Origin of the sequence: Coprococcus sp. AF99-45 (assembly GCF_027663865.1) — a bacterium.
Classification (GTDB): Bacteria; Bacillota; Clostridia; order Lachnospirales; family Lachnospiraceae; genus Allocoprococcus; species Allocoprococcus comes.
On sequence record NZ_JAQDGZ010000011.1, the window covers coordinates 63,742 to 83,816 of the forward strand.

Here is a 20,075-nt window from a genome sequence, read left to right on the forward strand (position 1 = left end):
CACCCTGCTTTAAGGCTCTCTTTCATGCAATCACTATTTTATCTTATCCCAAATTCATCAACCGCTCCATCCGCCACCTTATATATGAATACCCATTCCAAATATTTGCTTTTACCGGAGACTCTTTCCTGTAAACAAATACAGTGTGATATTTAACAAAATGTATTCTACACCAATTATGTATATCTTTCATATATATGTTATTTATACCATTCATCCACTGTTCTAAAGCCCATATGTCTTTATCTGACACTAACTCCATTATGAACAGTACATTATAATATTGAATGACACCTACTCTCTTCCTTTCCTCTATTAACCTTTTACACAATAACCTATACTTAATGTTCATATCGTTCCTATGCCCCTCCCTCTAATCTATATTTTCCATCCTTATATACGTTATATATATAATTATTATATAGTACATATAAATGCCTGTAACATATCCAGTGCTTCTTCTCCTCTGACTTCACCGACAATAATCCTCTCCGGTCTCATCCGGAGCGCTGTCCTGATCAGATCACGGATATTGATCTCCCCTGTTCCTTCTACATTTGCATTCCGTGCTTCAAGCCGCACCAGATTGGGAATCCCTGTGATCTGTAGTTCCGCGCTGTCCTCAATGGTAATAATACGTTCTTCTTTCGGAATAAAATCCGACAATACATTCAGAAAGGTTGTCTTTCCTGATCCTGTCCCTCCGCTGATAAAAATGTTATACTTTGCCTTCACGGCCTGGATCAGCATTGCCGCCGCTTCTTTTCCGATAGAGCCTGTATCGATCATCGTCTCCATCGTAATCCTGCTTTTCGGAAACTTTCTGATCGTAACAATCGGTCCATTGAGCGCAACCGGCGGCAGTACCACATTTACTCTGGATCCATCCTCCAGTCTCGCATCTACGATCGGTGTTGCCTCATTGACAACCCTGTTACAGCCTGCTACCATCTGCTGAACCACATCTTCAAGCTTTCCCTTTGAAAGAAACTTTTTATCGGTTTCATAAATCCTTCCGTTACGCTCGATGAAAATCGGCTGCGTTCCATTGATCATAATTTCCGTAATCTCTTCATCCTCGATCAGCTCCTGCAAGATATCCAGCTTCCTGAACGCGTTAAAAAGCTCTCTCCCTAGAATTGCCTTTTCTCCAAGCGGAATGAACTCTTCTTTCGATTTTTCTTCCAGTATCCTGTGGATCAGTTCCAGCAGCTCTTCATCGCTTGCTTCCTTCGACAGATCCATCTGCGCCAGAATTTCTTCATGAAGTTGTTCTGCCCTCCGCATAGAAGAACCTCTTTTCTGTACTTTCTTTTAATAACTCAACTGTTTCTTTTACTGTCTGACGCATATTTTTCCCCATATTGATATACATGGTACGCGACTCCAGCTCCTGATACCGCAGTACCTTCAACATATGCTGGTACTGCGCAATTTTTGCCATCGCATATACATCCTCCGCACACGGCATGAGAATCTGGTCACACAGCCTTAACAGCTGAAACACATCCTCCATCCCATTTCCGATATCCAGAATGATCACGCTGTATACACTTTGGCTGATCAGTCTTTCAAATAGAGTTTTCCATTCCTCTGTATGCACAGCACGAAGATCTGTCCATACTTTCATTGGCGGGATATAGTCCAGATCACCCATTCTTTTTACCATGGATGCAATCCGTATCCCGATATCATCTCTTTCCTGTTTTGCATAGTAAAGAACATTTGCCAGATCAGGAGCATCCTGATCCCGGAAATATCCTCCCATGCCTGCATAGGTTTCCAGATTCAGATACAGCACGTCCTCTGACTGTGCCAGTGCTTTCCCAAGTTTCAGTGAAAACGTTGTCTTTCCAATTCTGTGAACCGGTGAATATACTCCAAGGATTCTTCCATTTCCGTTATCCGCACACGATCCAGGAAACTTCTCTTCCTGAAGTCCTTTTAAAATCCCGGTCATCAGTCCGTCAACCGGCTGATATTTCCGAAGCTCCGTTTCCTCCTCTCCCAGATCCACACAATGCTGTCTCGTCAGAATAATTCTCTTCCCGGTAAAAATCTGCTTTCTTTTTTCATATGGAACATCCTCACTGATCAACAATACCTTTATCAGACCAATCTTCAGTAACTCCTGTACCATTTCCGGCGACGAACAGATTCGCACTCCTGCTGTCACCTCTTTTTTCAAAAGCAGCGCCTCCGCAAGTCTTCTGACATACTCTTCTTCTGGATCACAAATTAAAATTTCTCTATCGATTCTTTGCTCTGCTCCTTTCCGGCATGTCCGCCCTTTTTCTTTCAAACTTTGAATCAAATGCCGAATGGCATATGACGGAACACGTTTGCATTCCTTTTTTGACACAGTATTTATCAGAATATAAATACTGCTGAAACTGATTTTTTGATTTTCTAACTTATTGCTTTGCCTCTCTTGTAAGACGTATTATATGCGCCACTTTTCCTTTTGTCCATAGCTTTAAACCAGAAAAAAACGTTTTGCGCAACACCTACATAAACTGATAAAACATAATCCCATAAAGCATGGCAACTCCCGGAATTCCAAGACATCCGGACACAAAAAATGACAGGACATTTAGTCCGACAGAAACAGGAATGTTTCTATAGTCCATCCATTGATTGACCAGAAAAATACTGCCCATTCCTGTCAAAGCCCTGACAATAAAGTTTATCTGCCATGATCCTCTTCTTTTCATGCTCCGCCACCTCCTGCTCTATCTTATGAACTTTTTCACACAGATATGTTTTTTACCTCTGAAAAGAAGTTCCTATGGAATAAAAAAGAGCGCCATTGTCTGCACTTCGCAGTCCAATGGCACTTCCACATATCTTTTATAATTCAATTTCCACTTTTCGCCCGGTCCGGTGATACTGATGGTATCGCACCCCGGCACAGTCAAACATCATTTTAGATGCTTTTACAGAAGTTGTATCTGCATACTTGTCTGAATCATAGATTACTTCTTTGATTCCACTCTGAATGATCGCTTTTGCGCATTCATTGCACGGAAAAAGCGATACATAAAGTTTGGCTCCTTCAAGACTTCCTCCACTGTAATTCAAGATTGCATTCAGTTCACTATGTACGGTGTACACATACTTTGTCTTCAGCGGATCCTCACCTTCCCGTTCCCACGGAAATTCATCATCCGAACAGCCTCGTGGCAGACCATTGTACCCCATTGACAGAATTTTGTTATCTGCACTTACGATACAGCATCCCACCTGGGTATTCGGATCTTTTGACCGTCTTCCCGAGAGAATGGCAACTCCCATAAAATATTCATCCCAGGAAATATAATCCTGTCTTTTTCCACTCATAATCGGTTCCTCTATTTTGTTCCGAAAATACGGTCTCCGGCATCTCCGAGCCCCGGAACAATATATCCATGTTCATTTAACTTTTCATCCAATGCTCCAATATACACTTCAACATCCGGATGAGCTTCCTGAAGCTTCTTTACTCCTTCCGGTGCTGCAATAATACACATAAAACGGATATTTTTTACGCCTCTGTTCTTCAGCATCTGGATCGCTGCGATACAGGATCCTCCCGTAGCAAGCATCGGATCTACTACAAATACTTCTCTTTCTTCACAGTCAGCCGGAAGTTTGCAGTAGTATTCTACCGGTTCAAGAGTTTCCGGATCACGGAACAAACCGATATGACCTACTTTTGCAGCCGGAATCATCGCAAGCATACCTTCTACCATTCCAAGTCCTGCTCTCAGGATCGGGACAACAGCAAGCTTCTTTCCTGCAAGCTCTTTTGCTGTCATCTTGCAGATCGGTGTCTGGATCTCGACATCCTGTAATTTCAGATCTCTGGTTGCCTCATAGCACATCAGCATTGCGATCTCACCGATCATCATTCTGAAATCCTTTGAACCTGTTTCCTCTCTTCTGATAATCCCGATTTTGTGCTGAATCAGCGGATGATCCATTACGTGTACATTTGACATTTGTTTTTTGCCTCCTCGTTTAACTTATTGGCAAGTTTTTTGACATACCCCTGGATCAGCTCATACATCTGCTCATACTGTTCCTGTGTCTGACCATATACAGACGGAATCTCTTTGCTTCCATTTACAAATTCACATAGTGTATAAACCTGTCCTTTTCCCGGATAATCATTCTGTATCTTTTGTTTGATACTGTCCTGCATTGCCAGAACAAGCGTATCTTCCCCAAATTCCTCTTCTGATAATGCAACAGTCTCATATCCTTCTGTCTCAATATGATGTCTCGCCAGAAGTTCTTCTGCTCTCGGATTCAGTGGCTCCGGGAAGAGAACCACAAGTCCTCTCGCACACACCTCGTATTCCTGGAAAAGCGGCTGCTTTTTCAGAATTGCTGCTGCGATCGGAGCACGACAGTTCGCGCTGTTGCTCACAAATACAATCCTGCGGTAATCCTGAAGCTTCGTGATCTCAGATGCCTGCAGTACATGATGTCCTGCTGCTTTGCCCAGCCGGTTCATGATCGCAGTTCCGATACCTGCCTCCGGAAATGCTTCACTGTAAATGTAATCAACTTCCTCTTCATCAAATTCACGTAGGACTTTATAAAGGTTTCTCGCAACCGTCTTTTCATTCACACGGGAACCTATGCATTTTACTACACCGGTCGTATACTGATCAACCGATTCATTAGACGCAATGATCCCCACCTTATATCCAAGTCTTACCTGCTCGTAAGCAATCTGCTTGATCGCCCGAACAGCCTCTTCAGGCTCTCCGTCAACAATGATCATCTCTGCCTTCGGCGCGTAGTGACGGTACTTCATTCCCGGTGCTTTCGGTGCTTTTGTGCTGTTCTCTGAAATCAAAGTTTCATCCACAGCCACCTCACCGATCACTTCACTTAACATCTCTTTTGTGATCGCTCCCGGTCTCAGAATCATCGGTGGAGTCACCGTCATATCCAGAATCGTAGACTCTACTCCGATATCTACACTTCCTCCATCCAGGATCATCTCGATCTTGCCACTTAAATCCTCTGCCACATGCTGTGCTGTCGTCGGGCTCGGTCTTCCGGATGTGTTGGCACTTGGTGCTGATACATATCCGCCTCCTGCAAGAATCAGCTCACGGGCAATCTCATCATCCGGCATACGCACAGCGACCGTTTCCAGACCACCGGTTGTTCCCAGCGGAACTTTTTCGTTCTTATTGAAAATCATCGTAAGTGGCCCTGGCCAGAAATGTGCCGCGATCTCATCTACAATAAGTGGTACAGATTCAACGATCGCACCCAGATCCTCCAGTCTCGCAATATGGACGATAAGCGGGTTGTCTGACGGGCGTCCTTTTGCTGCATAGGTCTTTTTCGCTGCCTCCTCATCAAGCGCATTTGCCCCCAGTCCGTAGACTGTCTCTGTCGGAAATGCCACCAGACCGCCGTTCTTCAGGATTGAACCGGCTTCTTCCATAATCACCTGATCTATTTGGTTTCTGTCTATTTTTTTTATTATTGTTTCCATGTGTTTCATTATAGCATTATCCACATGGCATGGCAATTTTAATTTCCATACTCGTTCAGGTATTCCAGACATTTTGCGATTCCTTTTGCAACAGCTTCTGCAACCTGCTCCTGATATTCTTCTCCCGACAATTTTTCTGCCTCTTCCGGATTAGTCAGAAAACCGCATTCCACGATCACCGTAGGCACTTTTGTCCGCCTCAGAAGATAATAGGTCTCATTTGCTTTTGCCTGCCTGTGATTTTCCGGATCAATCTCCTGCAAACTTTCCTGCAGGATTTTCGCAACAGCCTCTCCTTCCCGGGAATGGCTGTAATAAAACACCTGCGCTCCATGAATTTCCGGGTCTTCATAGCTGTTCTGATGGATACTCACTGTAAGGACAGGTTTCGTCTCGTTGATCATCTTCACTCTTGCCTGCATATCTTCTGTCTTTTTACTTCCGTCTCCTGTTGTTCCAAGCCCTTTATCCTCTTTTCTTGTAAGCTCTGCTGTTATCTTTTCCTTTTCCAGACATTTTTTCACTTTCTCAGTAATTGCCAGATTGATATCCTTTTCCAGAAGGTTATTCAGCCCGATTTTTCCCGGATCACTTCCCCCGTGTCCGGCATCCAGGATTACCTGAGCCTGCTTTGCCTCCACCTGAGCCGCCTCGGTATACCTGCTTAATGTATAGCTGCCATAAATACATCCCGTCAGTAAAATAAGAGCCAGAATCCACTTTATTTTGCTCTTGAAAATAGTTTTCCCCCTTTTTACTATTTCACTGATTTTTTTATTCAAAAAAGAGCCTCCTGCATATATTTTTACAAATATATGCGTGGAAAGCTCTTTTCTATACCTTTCTCATTATGTAATCAGTTTACATATTTCTGAATCAGATCCCAGATATCAGAAGTCTCAAATCCAAGTTTCCATGCCGCCGTTCCTGCCAGATTATTGTCCTTCATAAGTCCGAGTTTGACCTCAAGTGAAGAAGCATCCTCCAGCCAGATCCTGTAGGTTGAATCGTTATCTCCCTGCCACTCTGCATAGTTCTGCTTCACCGTATCATCCCATGTCACAGTTGCTCCGGCTTCGCTTACCCGCTGTGCCGCTTCTTCCATGCCAAGTGCTTCGCTGGTAACTTTCATTGAATAGCTTTCAGCCTCGGTTCCCTGATCTTCCGCACGCTCTTCGTCCGTCTTCGGTGTCTCATTCCACAGCCTTGTATAGAATGGCACTGCATTGATCACCTTATCTGCCGGTACATCCCGCAGGGTTTCTTCAATTCCCTCTTTTACATAATTGTAAGATGCCACAGAACCTGCTTCATAGGAACCGGCAAAATGTTCATCATATCCCATAATGATCACATAATCTGCCATAACCCCCTGTTCTTCTCTGTGATAATGTGTGTTATAACCCTTCGGCACATAATTATCTACAGAAAGGACCAGATTGTTCACCCGGCACAGCACAGAAAGCTCCCGGATAAACTGAATGTAATGATCTCCGACATCCGTCGGTATCTGTTCAAAATCCACGTTAATTCCATCAATTCCATTCTGAAGTGCTGCATTTACCAGCTGATTCTCCAGATTCTCTCTGCTTGAAGTATGACTGAGCAGCTCCATATCGTCTACATTCTGGTCGAAATTATCAACCAGCGCCCATACTTCCAGTCCACACTGATGTGCATAATCCACATAGTCTGTACTTGCAATGGAACTGATATTTCCGGAATTATCCGTTACACTGAACCATGTAGGGGAAATCGTATTGAGTCCTTTTGTAGCTGCAAGCGCATCTTCAATCCCTTCGTTGGCAGCTTCACTTGTGACCTGATGCCATACCAGATTGATCTTGTAATCTTTCTTGATTCCTGTATAATCCGGTTCCTCAAATTCTCTTGAGATTGTCTCTTTCTTGGCATCCTTCAGCTTTGACTTCTGAATATACCCGACAACTCCGGACTTTGTACAGACTTTTTTCCAGTCACTTACATCTTCAAGAACCGTAAGCTTATCTCCCTTTTTCACTTCTTCGAGCACCGGACTTTTTACACCTCCCAGAATCCTTACCTGGGAATCATCCTTAACCTTTGCCGTCTGACGCTCTCCAAACTTACTGGTGATCACGACTCTTGCCGGATCTTTATAAACTTCGTAGTCAAAATTTGCATATTTCTGCAGGAAATCCAGTGCAATATATGCTGTATCTCCTTCTGTCTTTACAATTGTATAATCCTCACTGTTCACAGTATCTGAAACAGAATAATCCTTACTGTCTGCCGCTGCCTTTACCATATCTCTCGGCAGTGTATACAAAAGTATATGCTCATTGGAATCCCAGTAAAAACGATCGCTGATATAATCCTGTACAAGGTTATAAGACAGATATGCAGTTCCGCCTTCTGTAATTGCCTGAGCATCCAGTACCTCGTTGTTGATCGTTACACCCATCTGCGACTTTGCCGTAATTCCAAAATATTTATTCAAATCATAGGTTTCTTTTGTCGGCCCATACTTTATCCAGTATATTGTTCCACCGGCAAGCCCAATGACAACTATAAAGATCACCAGCAATGCAATACACACGTTTCTGACACGGCGACGTCTTTTTCTTGCTCTTCTCCGTCTCTGATAACCTACGCCCGGATCCTCGTATCTTGCAGCAGCTTTTCTTGCTGCCGCAGCTTTGCGTCTGCGCTCTCTTTCCCTTTGCTCATTGGTCATTCTTCTTTCGTCCACATGACACCTCCTGTTTGCAGCATATTTTCACAGCTTAACTAAGCTTGTAATATGCGCATACTTTAGGTTATTATACCACATATATCTGCCATTTGTACACATCTGAGAACTATTTCCATTCCCCACAGGTCATGTCCTGGCGAGGGGGCTCTGCTTTTTTCATTCCACCTGTGAATGGTCTGTTTCTATACTGTTAAAATCCAGTTCCCGGATCATTCCCTGCTCATCCAGAATATAATCCCGCATATAATTACTTTCTTCTTTTACCATATGCGCTGACACGATCTGAAGCGGACTTGCCGGAAAGCCATTCATCTGCATCCGGACACCGCTACGCTCATAATTTGTCAGTTCCGTAAATAAATCCTGATACTTTTTCTCTTGCTCGTCCATATTTCCCCCTTGAGTCAGACAGTTTTTACGGCAAAAAGCGACCATAAGGCAACACTTGTGATATATTACTTCTCCTGTGCTTTTTCCGATGACAAGAAAATGATCACTGTCCATACTTCGGTTCAATTGTTAGGTTCTGTTGATAAATCGTCTGATATGACCTGAATGTACTTGATTCTGTACGCTGTGTGCGAAATGCGTATGATAAATTCAAGATTTGTGCGATTGACTGGTCTGTCTTATTTTCCTGTAACGCCATTATAAGAAAGAGTTTATAAAAAAGCAAGCATTTTTTATTTTTTATTTTGTTTACATCGTTCCGTTTTTTGTTTATACTATTAGTAATTGTTCAGATAGATTTTTGATTGAATAGGAAGTGATACTTTATGAAGATAGAAAAGATAAATGATAATCAGATCCGCTGCACACTTACCCGTGATGATCTCGCCCAGAGACAGTTAAAGCTCAGCGAGCTTGCTTACGGCTCCGAGAAGGCAAAATCTTTATTCCGCGAGATGATGCAGCAGGCCGCTTCTGAATTTGGATTCGAAAGCGACAATCTGCCACTGATGATCGAAGCAATCCCGACCGCCGGTGATTCTATTGTTCTGAATATAACCAAAGTTGATGATCCGGATGAACTGGATACCCGTTTTTCCAGATTCACACCTACTCCTGCGGACGAAGCTGCTGATAAGCACAAATCCGTGCTGGAACATCTGAAAAAACTTGACGGAGCCGAAGATTTTCTCGACATTCTCCGCCAGATGAAAGAGGCTGTATCCCAGCTCCCGGAGAACCCGGAAGCACTTGCCGATACTCCGGTCCAGGAACAGGCTCCTGCTTCAGAAGCCAAAGAAGCAGCTCCTGCTGAACCTTCTGTTCCACCGGTCCGGCTTTTCTCTTTCTCAAGACTTGACAGTGTGATTCATGCCAGTCATTTTTTAGCTGAGATGTATGATGGTCCGAACACACTTTACAAGGATGAAGCAGAGAACATGTACATCCTGACACTTGCACAGGGAGAGCATCCGTCTTCTGATTTTAACCGTATCTGTAATATGCTCTCCGAGTATGGTTCACCGGAACAGGGTGGTGGTATATCACTTGCATTTCTGGAAGAACACTGTGATATGATCCTTGCCAAAAACGCAATACAGACTCTGACTTCATTTAAATAACAGACAAATCCACAATTTTTAACTTGGCGAAAAAAGACGGGGACGGCAGATTAATGATCTGTCGTCCCCGTTAAATTATATCTTTTATTTATTCACGGTCTATGCTTCAGCTGCTAAGAGTGCGTTGATCTTTGCGATAAGAAGATCTGCATCAATTCCATGAACCATTGCTGCTTCTTCAAGAGACTCACCCTGTGAAGCCGGGCATCCAAGACAATGCATTCCAACTTCCATAAGAACCGGTGCTGTCTGTGGAGCTACCTGAAGTAATTCGCCAATTGTCATTGTTTTTGTTACTTCGACTGCCATCTTTCTTCCTCCTTTGCTTTTCGTATCCCTTATTATAATACCATTTATCCCAAAAAACAACCTTAATATCCGACTGTATTGCTCGGATATTAAGGTTTCTTTGCTTTTGTAAAATATTTTCCCCGTTTTCCACAAAAAACGTATGTTTTTATGTGGACAATGTGGATAACCCACGGAAATTCAGCATTTTCGCATTTTTCAAATGTCTGCTTTCACTGGTGTTTCCAGGCTTTTTACACGATTCTTCTTACTGAAAGAATTGTCGTATAAGTCGCCGGTGAAATCCCGATTCCCTGTTCCGGGTTCTGTGCATTGACGATCTGACCGTTCCCAATATAAATTCCGATGTGCCCATCATAACAGATCAGGTCTCCCGGCATCGCCTGATCATAGCTTACCTCCACGCCGGCATTGATCTGGTCATACGTTGTCCGTGGAAGACTGATTCCAAAATGTGCAAATACAGACTGTACAAATCCGGAACAGTCTGCCCCATCTGTCAGACTTGTGCCGCCCCAGACATACGGATTCCCAATAAACTGGCATGCATAATCGACGATCACCTGTCCATTTGACGCCGGCTGTGCGGAAACCTCGGTAGTCTCCGTCTGCTGTACATTTTCCTGGACTTCCTGCGTCATCTGCACTTCTTCAGATTTTCTGGACACTGCATAGGTAAATGCTTCTGCTTCTTCTTTTCCTTCCTGCTGCGCTTCCGTTACCAGATTCTCCGCATACGTCTGCGCCTCTGCTCCTGTCAGTATATATTCTGTTTTTACATATCCGGTGACATCTCCCGACTCGACTGCCGTCCATTCTCCCACAGGACCTGTGATCTTCGCCGCGTATCCCGGATACAGCTTTCCGACATATTCACTTTCCTTTGTCGGTTCGCTTCTGACATACAGAAAACTCGTTACATTGGCAAATGCCATATCTAAATACTCGCCCTTATTTTCCGGTACCAGATAATCCTCAGCTTTTATCTCCCTGTTCTGAGAATAAAAATCCTTCAATACCGCTTCTATCCCTACGCCCGGCATTTTTGCAGCTTCTGCGGTGTCCCCATCTGCTGCCATAACCGAAATTCCCGGAGATACTGTCATCCCCAGAAAAGTAACCAGGAACAATCCTTTTTTTAGATTTGAATGCATAAATCTCCCTCCTTCATGTATTCTTATCTTTTGTAAATGTTACAGAATTGTTACATTTGTTACGGTGATATTATATCAATCAAATTTCACATTGTCAAGTTTTACTCATTTATTTCGTATTACACAGTTCTACACCGTTCTTTATATGCATTGTTTTTTCGTCATATTTGTTACAAATTGTTACATCTCGCTTAACAGTATTTCCATTTTTTATTCTTTTATTCAATATACAATTTTTTATTGACATTATAAGAATATTATTATAATATAATTTTAGTAATTATTATTATTATCTTTTTTGCAGGAGGTGACATCAATGGCAAATTTAAAATACAGCAGACAGCGTGAGGCTATTAAGGATTATCTTTCCTCTGTTACAACACATCCAACGGCGGATACTGTATATATGCATATCAAAGAAGAATTCCCGAATATCAGTCTCGGAACCGTTTACCGCAATTTAAATCTGCTTGCCGACATAGGCGAGGCGATTAAAATTACAACACCCGATGGCGGCGATCGTTTTGATGCACGTACCAATCCGCATTATCATTTCTATTGCAAGTGCTGCAAGCGAATGATTGATATGGATTTTGATCACATGGATAAGATCAACCAGCTCGCATCCGAAAGTTTCGACGGTCAGATTGAATCACACACCATGCTTTTCTACGGTATCTGCGGTGATTGTTTAAGAAAATCCTGACTATGTGGTATAAATTCAGAAATTTTGAAAAAACTTATCAATTATAGTTGACAAAGACAAATGTATATGTTATCTTAATATCAGTAACAGTTACTAATATTGCTAACTAAAAAATCAAATATACAATCAAAAAAAGAAAAGGAGATTATTATTATGAAGAAATTTGTTTGTACAGTATGTGGTTATGTATACGAAGGCGAAGCAGCACCGGAGAAATGTCCAGTATGTGGCGTAGGTGCTGACAAGTTCACAGAAGTAAAAGAAGGCGAAAGAGAATGGGCTGCAGAGCATGTAGTTGGAGTAGCTAAAGGCGTAAGCGAAGACATCCTTGCCGACCTCAGAGCAAACTTTGAAGGTGAATGTTCAGAAGTAGGAATGTATCTTGCAATGGCAAGAGTAGCTCACAGAGAAGGCTATCCGGAAATCGGACTTTACTGGGAAAAAGCTGCTCACGAAGAAGCAGAACACGCTGCTAAATTCGCAGAACTTCTTGGCGAAGTTGTAACAGACAGCACAAAGAAGAACCTTGAAATGAGAGTAGAAGCAGAACACGGCGCAACAGCAGGTAAATTCGACCTTGCAAAACGTGCAAAAGCTGCAAACCTCGATGCAATCCATGACACAGTTCATGAAATGGCAAGAGACGAAGCAAGACACGGAAAAGCATTCGAAGGATTACTCAAACGCTACTTTGGCTAAGCTACAAGCCGAGCAGGGATAAATAGAAGCGCCCCTGGAAGAACGAATTTATTCATTCTCCCAGGGGCTCTTCTATTTATCCCTATTAGGCGACAGCCTGCAGCGAGAAGTAGCGCAGCGCATTCGAGCTGGCTCGACCTCCTATTTCTGGTTCGCCGGCTCCACAGCCACCGTCTTCCCTTTAATTTTCACGTTCTTCATCGCGTTCAGTACCTCACGGGCATATTCCCTCGGCACCTCAACAAATGTATACTTATCATACATATCAATCGTTCCGATCAGCTTTCCATCCATTCCGCTTTCCCCGGCGATCGCACCAAGAATATCTCCCGGACGTACTCTCTGCTTCTTACCAATATTGATGAACAGACGTACCATTCCGTCCTCACCTGCACCGGTATCTCCAAATTCCCAGTCATTTTCCTCTGTATTTTTATTATCCTCTGTCATTCCACAGCAGATCTTCAAAAATGCTGCTGCCATATCCATCGCTGTAAATTCAGAATTATTGACACGTTCTTCGATCGCATTGATCATCATATCCAGATCTTCCTGCTCGATCACACGCTCCACATCATCCAGAATATTTTCCATCTTAGTATTCGCAACGTCATTCAGTGACGGAACTTTCTGTGCATAGATCTTCGTCTTGCAGTATCTCTGGATCTCTTTCAGTTTGTAAACTTCTTTTCCTGATACGAAAGAAAATGCTCTTCCTTCGCGTCCTGCGCGTCCGGTACGACCGATACGGTGTACATAATATTCATCATCCTGCGGGAGATCATAATTAAATACTGCTTCCACTTCATCTACATCAATTCCACGGGCCGCCACATCCGTCGCTACCAGTATCTCTGTCTTACCGGTCCGAAATCCCTGCATCACGCGGTCTCTCTGTTCCTGCTTCATATCCCCGTGAAGTCCTGCCGCAAAATATCCGCGTCCGAGAAGTGCATTTACCAGAAGATCTACCTGCTTCTTCGTATTACAGAATACAACCGAAAGCCTTGGTGAATAAATATCAAGAAGTCTGGAAAGAACTTCCTCTTTCTTCTTCGGCTTTACATCATAATAATACTGCTCAATATTCGGAACAGTCAGTTCCTTTTTTGTAACTTTGATCACTTTTGCGTTATTCTGGAATTTCTTCGTAATCTCCATGATCGGCTTCGGCATGGTTGCCGAAAAAAGCACAGTCTGGCGCTCCTCAGGAACACCACTTAATACAAATTCGATATCCTCACGGAATCCCATGTTCAGCATTTCATCTGCTTCATCAAGCACAACCGTGTGTACAAAATCCAGCTTCATTGTCTTTCTGCGCATGTGGTCCATCACACGCCCCGGAGTTCCGATGACGATCTGTGTTCCACTCTTTAAGGAACGGATCTGCTTTACGATATCCTGTCCTCCGTAAATCGGCAGAACCTTGATTCCATGCATATATCTGGACAGGTTGCGGATCTCGTCTGCCACCTGGATTGCAAGCTCTCTGGTCGGGCAGAGAACGATCGCCTGCAGCTTTTTCAGCTTCGGGTCTACCTTTTCCAGAAGCGGGATTCCGAATGCTGCGGTCTTACCGGTTCCAGTCTGTGCCTGCCCGATCAGATCGATCCCGCTAATCATCGCCGGAATCGCCTTCGCCTGAATCGGTGAAGCCTCCTCAAATCCCATGTATCTTACTGCTTTCTGAATCTCTTCCGAAAGCCCCATTTCTTCAAATCTAACTGTTTCCATCCATTATCCTTTCTACTACAATACCAATTACAAATATGACCTTAAACTCCATCATATAAACTCTGCCGGGGCGCATTCTCACGCCTGTGGCGGTCGCTTGCGCCAACTTCCTTATCCGTCGCAATGCACAATAAAAAACTCCTTACTTGGTGACAATACAAGTAAAGAGCATCGTAACATTCGCGTTATATTCTAACAAATAATTTTTAAAAAGTCAATTTTCACTTGCATTTTATGCATAAACAGTATAATATACTCATATACTTAATGTAGTATTGATTACTACATGTAATGGTTTTAATTATTCATCTCTAAGGAGGGATTTATGATGAAAAAGAAACATATTAAAGATCCAGGAAGTGCAATCACACATTTTATCGGCATGCTGATGGCAATTTTCGCCGCATTTCCACTTTTAATAAAAGCAGCCCACGAACCGAGCCGGATTTACCTGATCTCGCTTGCAATCTATGCAGTCAGCCTGATTTTTTTATACGCCGCAAGCACAACCTACCATACCTTTGATCTTTCCGAACGTGTCAACACGATCCTGAAAAAGATCGACCATATGATGATCTTCGTACTGATCGCCGGAAGCTACACACCAATCTGCCTGCTGGTACTGGAACGCAGAACCGGACTTATCATGCTCGCACTTGTATGGGGTATCGCAATCACCGGAATTATTATTAAAGGGTTCTGGGTATTCTGCCCGAAATGGGTATCCTCCGTCCTCTACATTAGTATGGGATGGATCTGTGTCCTCGCATTCAGTCAGATCCTCAACAATCTGACACGTGCAGAATTCGGATGGCTTCTCGCCGGCGGAATCATTTACACAATCGGTGGTGTAATCTATGCACTGAAGCTTCCGATTTTCAACAGTAAGCATAAGAATTTCGGCAGCCATGAAATCTTCCACCTCTTCGTGATGGGCGGAAGTGCCTGCCACTTTGTTGTAATGTATTCTTTATTGTAAACCTTGCATCCTCGAAAAATCCAGAAATCTCACCCCACTAAAGCTGCGGAAGTAATTTTTTATTCCGCGCAAAATGCCGACAGGAGAAGCAAATCTGCTTCTCCTGTTTCATGCCCTACTGCCCCGTCTCTTTATAGCTCATCACCAGCCCAAGCTTCGCCCTCCGCGTCATATGCTTGATCGCATACTCCCGCCGCATCGCCTCTTCCTTTGTCTCAAACTGCTCCAGATACACCAGCTCCACCGGTCTCCTGGATCTGGTGTATTTTGCGCCTTTCCCGGCATTATGCGCTTCCAGACGCTTTTCAATATCATTCGTCCACCCGGTATATAATGTTTCATCCTTGCATTTTAAAATATATGTATAATTCATCGCTTCAAAGAGGGACCAAAAAGCCCCTCTTCCTTTCTTCTGCTCTTATTCTTCAGCCAGATAGTCCATCGGATTGACCGGCTGACCATCTTTTAACATCTCGAAATACAGATTGCAGCCTTCCAGACTGTAATACTTGGTCGGAATCTCCAGATATCCGATCACATTGCCCGCTTCCAGATAATCACCGACTTTCACCTGCACTTCCTTGAGCTGTCCATACATGCACTCGTAGCCATTCCCCATATCCAGTGTCACCGTGATTCCCGTCTGCGCAAAGTTATCAATGGATTTTACAAGACCCGGTGCTGCTGCGATCACGTTATCGTTCACCGCACCGGATATGATCATCGCCGGATTATATCTGTACTGATCCAATGTAGAAAAATATACGGTTTTATCCATACTGTAGCTCATCAGCACATTGCCGTCCACCGGCCACAGAAGCTGGCTGTCCTCCCCGAAATTCAGGTTCATTGCCGTTCCTGCGGTCTGCGTGCTGTCCGTCTCCCATGTATCCATCCGGTTCTCTGTACTTCCATCTGCTGCCGTATTTGCAGCCTGGCTGTCCTCTTTTGTCACAGGTTCTTCATCTTCCAGCGCTTTCTTTGCAATACTGCTTGTCTCTTCCGTATTTCTTTTGATTTCTTCCTCTTTCGCCTGCTGTTCTTCCTCGATCTTTGCCTGCTCATCCTTCACATTTGCCCGGTAATTTCTCCATGTATAGGCTCCTGTAAGCACAATAGCAGCGGCAAAGCAGACCGCAAGACTGATCGACGCTCTTTTTCTCCTCTTATTAGAGGACTGCTGCTTTTTATTCATATTCTATCACCTCTGACAATATTTTTGCCAGAAAATGACCAACTTATTCTCCCTTTTCGTTTTTTTCGATCACAATATCCGTGACCTCTTCCAGACTGACATCAGTGAAAAAATATTGCAGGATTTCTTCGCAGGATTTCCCTTCCTCTGCCATCTTCTCTGCCGTATACTGGCTCATCCCAAGACCGTGCCCGATTCCCTTCGCCGTAACCCTTGTCTGCCCGTCATAATCCTGAAGCGCAAAACATGACGAGGCAAGATGGTAGGTTCTCCGGAATTCTTCACCATTTACTGTTTCACTGCCACAACGGACCTCTGTCACATACCCGGCATTGTCTGTTCCTGTCACTTCCATGTCGCTTCCCTGGATCATGGACACTGTCATCTCCTCTTTTGCCTCCACATCTTCGGGACATTCCCTGCTCTGAAGATACGGATACTCTTCCGAACCAAACACTTCATTTCCAGACCTTGTTTTTCCGTTGCTCAACCGGTGATACGGGGTCAGAATCAGCCTTCCGTCATACATCAGAACCTGTCCCCTTGTCTCATCCCACGCAGCTTTCATCTTCTCATAATATTCCCCATAATGATCTGCTCCCCAGTTGCTCTCCATCTGCTGCCTGGTCCAATATTCCTTCGTCAGGACAGTGCTGGTGCCCTCATCCTGGATGCTTTTGTAAATGCTGGTCCGGATCAACACTGCCTGTGCCTTTAACACTTCCTCCTCCGCATCTCCCTCAATTTCTTTAGCCAGAATCCCGATCCCATATTCATCCAGCGAAATTTTTCTGTTCTTTTCGTCACTTTTTACGGTCACATACGGGCTCGTCCCATTGTCCTGTGCCAAACTGCTTCTGCCATTCAGCAGAATCGTAACCACATACGGAAGTAATATAAGAATGGCAGCAAAATAGCCTGCCTGTCTGAAGTATTTTCGCATAAATAAAACCTCCCATACCACTGTATGAGAGGTTTTGACTGATTATGCTTCTGGTTTAACTGTAACATAATCCAGTTTCCAGATATTATCAACATATTCCTGAATGGTTCTGTCTGAAGTAAATTTACCACAGCTTGCTGTATTCAGAAGTGCCATCTTAGCCCAACGATCCGGATCTTTGTAAGCTTCTTCCACTTTCTTCTGTGCTTCTGCATAAGAGCGGAAGTCTTTCAGGATAAAGTATCTGTCCGGTCTGTCTCCACCCTGTGTATTCAAAAGTGAATTATACAGGTCGCGGAACATCTCATGGTCACCATGTGAATAAGTTCCATCCATCAACTGGTCAACGACTCTCTTAATATCCCAGTCATTGAAGTAGATCTCCTGCGGGTTATATCCGCCATTATTCTCATAGTTGATAACTTCGTCAGAACTAAGGCCGAAAATAAATGCATTTTCAATTCCAACTTCTTCTACGATCTCTACATTGGCTCCATCCATAGTTCCAAGTGTCGGTGCACCGTTCAGCATGAACTTCATGTTACCTGTTCCGGAAGCTTCTTTGGAAGCGGTAGAAATCTGTTCGCTGACATCTGCTGCCGCGAAGATCCATTCTGCGTTGGATACGCGGTAATCTTCGATAAATACGACTTTCAGCTTTCCATTGATGCTCAGGTCATTATTTACCACATCTGCTACAGAGTTGATCAGTTTGATGATCTCTTTTGCACGGACATATCCTGCGGAAGCTTTTGCACCAAAGATAAATGTTCTCGGATAGAAGGACATCTCCGGATGTTCTTTGATCTGGTTGTACAGATACATTACATGCAGAATATTAAGAAGCTGTCTCTTATATTCATGAAGACGCTTAACCTGTACATCATAAATAGATCTCGGATCGATCTCTACTCCATTGTGTTCCAGAATATATTTTGCAAGACGTTCTTTGTTCTTGTATTTGATATCCATAAATTCTGCTCTTGCCTTCGGATCATCTGCAAGCGGTTTTAATTTTGACATCTGGGACAGATCTGTAATCCAGCCGTCTCCGATGTGGTCTGTTACCCAGTCTGCAAGCAGCGGGTTTCCATGAAGAAGGAATCTTCTCTGTGTGATACCATTGGTCTTGTTGTTGAATTTCTCTGGCATCATTTCGTAGAAATCTTTTAATTCCTGATGTTTCAGAATCTCTGTATGAAGTCTTGCAACACCATTTACGGAGTAGCCTGCAATAATAGCCATATGTGCCATTCTTACCTGACCGTCCATCAGGATAGCCATCTTACGGACTTTATCTTCATTGCCCGGATACATACGGCGAACCTGTTCTACAAAACGGCGGTTAATTTCCTGTACAATCTGGTATACACGCGGAAGCAGTCTTGAGAACAGGTCGATCGGCCATTTTTCAAGTGCTTCTGACATGATAGTATGGTTGGTATAAGCAACCGTCTTTGTTGTTACTTCCCATGCTTCATCCCATCCAAGACCTTCCTGGTCAATGAGCAGACGCATCAACTCTGCAACTGCTACAGTCGGGTGAGTATCGTTCATCTGGATCGTAACTTTTTCATACAGTTTGCGCACATCTTTGTGTTTCTTTTTATATTTATCAAGCATAACCTGAAGACTGGCAGATACAAAGAAATACTGCTGTTTCAGACGAAGCTCTTTTCCTGCATAGTGGTTGTCATTTGGATAAAGAACCTCTACGATCGTTTTTGCAAGGTTTTCCTGCTCGATCGCTTTATGGTATTCTCCTCTGTCAAATGCATCCAGTTTAAAGTCTGTGATTGCCTGTGCATCCCAGATACGCAGTGTATTGACTACGTGGTTGCCATATCCTACGATCGGCATATCATATGGAATAGCAAGTACGGATTCATAATTTTCCTGGATGAAATCTTCTTTCTTGGTCTGTTCATTATACTGTACACGAATGGTACCACCAAAACGGACTTCCTTTGCATACTCGTCACGACGAATTTCAAACGGATTGCCATCTTTGAGCCAGTTATCCGGTACTTCTACCTGATAGCCATCTTTGATCTTCTGTTTGAACATACCGTAGCGGTAACGGATTCCACAGCCGTAAGCTGCGTATCCAAGAGATGCAAGTGAATCCAGGAAGCAAGCTGCAAGACGTCCAAGACCACCATTACCAAGTGCTGCATCCGGTTCCTGATCTTCTACCACATTCAGATCAATGCCCATCTCATCAAGGGCTTCTTTTACTTCTTTATATGCAGTCATGTTGATCAGGTTGTTGCCAAGTGCACGTCCCATAAGAAATTCCATTGACATATAATATACGGTCTTTGGATCTTCTTTTTCGTATGTTTTCTGTGTCGCAAGCCAGTCATCTACGATTGCTTCTTTTACTGCATAAGATACTGCCTGGAAAATCTGTTGCGGATTTGCTTCTTCAATCTCTTTACGATACAGTGTCCGCACATTTTCTTTCACATCATTTTTAAAAGTTTCTTTTTCAAATCTTTTACTGTACATGCTTATATTCCCTTCTCATTTTGCGCAGCGGCAGGGA

Annotated in this window: 19 protein-coding genes and 1 pseudogene; 4 read left to right on the forward strand and 16 right to left on the reverse strand. The window is 43.5% G+C overall.

Annotated features, from left to right (window positions below; genetic code table 11):
• Window positions 1-435: 435 nt before the first annotated feature.
• The 9 genes and pseudogenes from PGR14_RS09620 to PGR14_RS09660 form a co-directional block, all read right to left on the reverse strand.
• A pseudogene (locus PGR14_RS09620) lies at window positions 436-1,287 on the reverse strand (CpaF family protein); the annotation flags it as partial.
• Window positions 1,262-2,188 (reverse strand): hypothetical protein, encoded by a 927-nt coding sequence (locus PGR14_RS09625; protein ID WP_147356970.1) that lies wholly within the window; start codon window positions 2,186-2,188, stop codon window positions 1,262-1,264. The gene PGR14_RS09625 and the pseudogene PGR14_RS09620, both read right to left, overlap by 26 nt.
• Window positions 2,189-2,507: 319 nt before the next feature.
• Window positions 2,508-2,714, reverse strand: coding sequence for a pro-sigmaK processing inhibitor BofA family protein (locus tag PGR14_RS09630; protein WP_008375529.1), 207 nt, complete (start codon window positions 2,712-2,714; stop codon window positions 2,508-2,510).
• Between the two features lie 136 nt (window positions 2,715-2,850).
• Complete coding sequence (locus PGR14_RS09635; protein WP_008375533.1) at window positions 2,851-3,339, reverse strand: deoxycytidylate deaminase; 489 nt, start codon at window positions 3,337-3,339, stop codon at window positions 2,851-2,853.
• 11 nt (window positions 3,340-3,350) lie between these two features.
• A complete protein-coding gene (gene upp / locus PGR14_RS09640) occupies window positions 3,351-3,980 on the reverse strand; it encodes a uracil phosphoribosyltransferase (protein ID WP_022220333.1) in 630 nt (209 codons plus the stop codon).
• Window positions 3,962-5,500 (reverse strand): L-threonylcarbamoyladenylate synthase, encoded by a 1,539-nt coding sequence (locus PGR14_RS09645; RefSeq protein WP_055248207.1) that lies wholly within the window; start codon window positions 5,498-5,500, stop codon window positions 3,962-3,964. Before PGR14_RS09645 ends, upp begins: the two co-directional genes overlap by 19 nt.
• Window positions 5,501-5,538: 38 nt before the next feature.
• A complete protein-coding gene (locus PGR14_RS09650) occupies window positions 5,539-6,282 on the reverse strand; it encodes an N-acetylmuramoyl-L-alanine amidase (protein WP_270223315.1) in 744 nt (247 codons plus the stop codon).
• Window positions 6,283-6,356: 74 nt separating this feature from the next.
• Window positions 6,357-8,216 (reverse strand): glycosyl hydrolase family 18 protein, encoded by a 1,860-nt coding sequence (locus tag PGR14_RS09655; RefSeq protein WP_270223323.1) that lies wholly within the window; start codon window positions 8,214-8,216, stop codon window positions 6,357-6,359.
• Window positions 8,217-8,390: 174 nt separating this feature from the next.
• Entirely contained in the window at window positions 8,391-8,624 is a 234-nt protein-coding gene (locus PGR14_RS09660; protein ID WP_175305589.1) for a hypothetical protein, read from the reverse strand.
• 386 nt (window positions 8,625-9,010) lie between these two features.
• On the opposite strand from PGR14_RS09660, the gene PGR14_RS09665 reads away from it, so the two are divergent.
• On the forward strand, window positions 9,011-9,805 hold the full coding sequence (locus PGR14_RS09665; protein ID WP_008375545.1) for an adaptor protein MecA: 795 nt from the start codon (window positions 9,011-9,013) through the stop codon (window positions 9,803-9,805).
• Window positions 9,806-9,904: 99 nt separating this feature from the next.
• Here the strand turns inward: PGR14_RS09665 and PGR14_RS09670 are convergent, their stop codons facing one another.
• Both PGR14_RS09670 and PGR14_RS09675 read right to left on the reverse strand, forming a co-directional pair.
• On the reverse strand, window positions 9,905-10,114 hold the full coding sequence (locus PGR14_RS09670; RefSeq protein ID WP_022220329.1) for a DUF1858 domain-containing protein: 210 nt from the start codon (window positions 10,112-10,114) through the stop codon (window positions 9,905-9,907).
• A gap of 233 nt (window positions 10,115-10,347) precedes the next feature.
• A complete protein-coding gene (locus PGR14_RS09675) occupies window positions 10,348-11,268 on the reverse strand; it encodes a C40 family peptidase (protein ID WP_270223316.1) in 921 nt (306 codons plus the stop codon).
• 316 nt (window positions 11,269-11,584) lie between these two features.
• Between PGR14_RS09675 and PGR14_RS09680 the strand changes: the two genes are divergently transcribed.
• Both PGR14_RS09680 and PGR14_RS09685 read left to right on the forward strand, forming a co-directional pair.
• A complete protein-coding gene (locus tag PGR14_RS09680) occupies window positions 11,585-11,974 on the forward strand; it encodes a Fur family transcriptional regulator (RefSeq protein WP_008375549.1) in 390 nt (129 codons plus the stop codon).
• A gap of 153 nt (window positions 11,975-12,127) precedes the next feature.
• A complete protein-coding gene (locus PGR14_RS09685) occupies window positions 12,128-12,673 on the forward strand; it encodes an NADH peroxidase (protein WP_008375550.1) in 546 nt (181 codons plus the stop codon).
• A 141-nt stretch (window positions 12,674-12,814) separates the two neighbouring features.
• Here the strand turns inward: PGR14_RS09685 and PGR14_RS09690 are convergent, their stop codons facing one another.
• Window positions 12,815-14,410 carry a DEAD/DEAH box helicase gene (locus tag PGR14_RS09690; protein WP_008375551.1) on the reverse strand — a complete coding sequence of 532 codons (1,596 nt, stop codon included), beginning with the start codon at window positions 14,408-14,410 and terminating at the stop codon, window positions 12,815-12,817.
• Window positions 14,411-14,735: 325 nt separating this feature from the next.
• Here PGR14_RS09690 and trhA point away from each other — a divergent pair, with 325 nt between their 5' ends.
• Entirely contained in the window at window positions 14,736-15,389 is a 654-nt protein-coding gene (gene trhA, locus PGR14_RS09695) for a PAQR family membrane homeostasis protein TrhA (RefSeq protein WP_008375553.1), read from the forward strand.
• A 115-nt stretch (window positions 15,390-15,504) separates the two neighbouring features.
• Here the strand turns inward: trhA and PGR14_RS09700 are convergent, their stop codons facing one another.
• The 4 genes from PGR14_RS09700 to PGR14_RS09715 are packed head-to-tail and all read right to left on the reverse strand — an operon-like array spanning window position 15,505 to window position 20,038.
• Window positions 15,505-15,762 (reverse strand): GIY-YIG nuclease family protein, encoded by a 258-nt coding sequence (locus tag PGR14_RS09700; RefSeq protein WP_055155688.1) that lies wholly within the window; start codon window positions 15,760-15,762, stop codon window positions 15,505-15,507.
• Between the two features lie 45 nt (window positions 15,763-15,807).
• Complete coding sequence (locus tag PGR14_RS09705) at window positions 15,808-16,584, reverse strand: M23 family metallopeptidase (protein ID WP_270223319.1); 777 nt, start codon at window positions 16,582-16,584, stop codon at window positions 15,808-15,810.
• A 43-nt stretch (window positions 16,585-16,627) separates the two neighbouring features.
• Window positions 16,628-17,527, reverse strand: a complete 900-nt coding sequence (locus tag PGR14_RS09710) for a SpoIID/LytB domain-containing protein (protein WP_270223321.1) — start codon at window positions 17,525-17,527, stop codon at window positions 16,628-16,630.
• A 42-nt stretch (window positions 17,528-17,569) separates the two neighbouring features.
• The gene (locus PGR14_RS09715) at window positions 17,570-20,038 is read right to left on the reverse strand and encodes a glycogen/starch/alpha-glucan phosphorylase (protein ID WP_270223322.1); all 2,469 of its coding nucleotides are present in this window, start codon (window positions 20,036-20,038) and stop codon (window positions 17,570-17,572) included.
• Window positions 20,039-20,075 lie beyond the last annotated feature (37 nt).